Here is a 1,946-nt window from a genome sequence, read left to right on the forward strand (position 1 = left end):
GCGACATCGGCGACCACGAATGCCCAGCCCGGGTCGGCGCGCACGGCGCCGCGCAGCTGGCGCGGGATCTGGAGGGCACCGCCCCCGGATGACGCCCACCTGCCCGTGACGACCCCCGCCGGCACGTACACGGGGCGGAACCGCCCATCGTGGACCCACTCCGACAGCCAATTCCACCCGTTGGCGCTGAGGAGACGCGAGAGGCGTCGGTACTCGATCAGGGGTTCGATGACCGGGTGCTCGTGCTCGCCCAGCTCCCACCGGCTGGTCGAGTGGACCATGACGCCTGCGCGATGCAGGGCCTGCAGGAGCTTCGGCTGCGAGTCCAGGTTGGCGGTCGGATCGTCGAGTTCCCGCCGCACCCTCTTGGCGAGCTCGTCGATGCGGGCGGGAGCCCCCGTGCCGCGCGGGCGCTCCCCCAGGATGTCCACCAGGATGCGGTCGTGGACAGCCGCATCCCAGGGCAGGCCCGCGTGCCGCAGCTCCGACGCGATGAGGGCGCCTGCCGACTCGGCGGAGCAGAGCAGGCGCAGTCGGCCGGGATCTGCGGCGGCGCGGATAGCCTCGCGCTGGCGGGCGACCTCCTCGAGCGCCGCCGCCACCGACGACGGCGGACCGGCTGGCCGCGCCGGTGACTCGTCCTCGAGCGCGAACAGGGCTTGATCGTCGCGTCCCGCTTCGACCGACGCCGCCGCATCCCATGCCGTCGCAGCGCGGAGGTCCGCCGCATCCGCGACGAGGCGGGAGTCGCGCAGGATCGCATGGCAGAGCCGGAGATCGTGGCAGCGCGCCACGCGCACCCCCTCGTCGAGCAGGCGTTCGTACCATTCCGGCGTGTCGCTCCAGACCCACCGCGGGCCCGGCCCACCGGCGTCCTCGACGCGCCGGATCTCTCCCGGCAGCGCGTCGTCATCGAACGAGCGCCGCTCGATCTCCGCTCCGTCCGCATCCAGCGCAACGCTCACCAGTCCGTCCGGACTCCTGCCGAGGACGATCCACGCCGGAGGGGAGCTCGTCATCGCGGCGGGATGCGGCGAGTCACAGTCCCGACTCCTCCGTGCGCACCAGGATGCAGCCGCACTCGGGGCAGTTCACGATGGCGTCATCCGCCGCCTGGCGGATGCGCTGCAGATCGGTCCCGGACAGCACCATGCGGCATCCCTCGCACGTCTGGCGCCGCAGGAGCGCGGCACCGGCGCTGCGCAGCGCGAGCCGGTCGTAGAGGGAGAGCAGGTCGGCCGGGATCGCGCCGGCCACGGCCGCGCGGTCACGCGTCGCCGATTCGAAGCGCGCCGTCGCGTCGGCCACGTCGGACTTCGCGTCGGCCGAGAGGCGTCCACCCTCCTCATTGACATCGGCGATCAGCGCCTCCTGCTCGGCGATCGCCGCCTCTGCCTGTTCGAGCTTCTCCATGACTTCGAGTTCGCCGTCCTCGAGATCGCTCTTACGCCTCGCGAGCGAGGCCAGTTCGCTCTCGAGTCCTTGCGCGTCCTTCGCGTTGGAGACGGTGCGCAGGCGGTCCGCGTCACGGTCGCGGCGCGCATCGACGACCGCGACGTCCGACTCGATCCGGCTGAGCTCGATGCGCAGGTCGTCTCGAAGGCCGAGCCGGATCGTGAGCTCCTGCGACAGTTCCTGTCGGCGCGCTGCCAGTTCGCGCACGCGCGCCGCCTGGGCGGGGTTCTTCCTCGCGTGGTCCGCCTGACGGATGCGCGTGTCGAGGTCGGCGACGTCGAGGAGTCGAAGCTGGTCTGCGGGGGATGCGTTCACGTGGCCCCTGCCGGGTTCGAACCGACGACACCCACGGTGTAAACGTGGTGCTCTACCAGCTGAGCTAAAGGGCCCTCGTCGCCAGTCTACGAGAGGGGCTCCATCGGGGACCGCACCCTTTCCGAGCCGGACCGTCCGACGGCGCCGACTCCGGATGTGCGTCCGCACGCTCGGGG

At 71.8% G+C, this 1,946-nt stretch carries 2 protein-coding genes and 1 tRNA gene; all 3 read right to left on the minus strand.

The features are described from left to right. Positions 1 to 1,019 (minus strand): bifunctional 3'-5' exonuclease/DNA polymerase (locus tag BGO15_RS10620; RefSeq protein ID WP_286748248.1); only part of this gene is annotated, 1,019 nt, incomplete at its 3' end. A gap of 19 nt (positions 1,020 to 1,038) precedes the next feature. Further along, positions 1,039 to 1,770 carry a zinc ribbon domain-containing protein gene (locus BGO15_RS10625; RefSeq protein WP_286748250.1) on the minus strand — a complete coding sequence of 244 codons (732 nt, stop codon included), beginning with the start codon at positions 1,768 to 1,770 and terminating at the stop codon, positions 1,039 to 1,041. A 1-nt stretch (position 1,771) separates the two neighbouring features. Continuing rightward, a tRNA-Val gene (locus BGO15_RS10630) sits at positions 1,772 to 1,844 on the minus strand. Positions 1,845 to 1,946 lie beyond the last annotated feature (102 nt).

This window comes from Microbacterium sp. 71-23 (genome assembly GCF_001897265.1).
GTDB classification, from domain to species: domain Bacteria; phylum Actinomycetota; class Actinomycetes; order Actinomycetales; family Microbacteriaceae; genus Microbacterium; species Microbacterium ginsengisoli.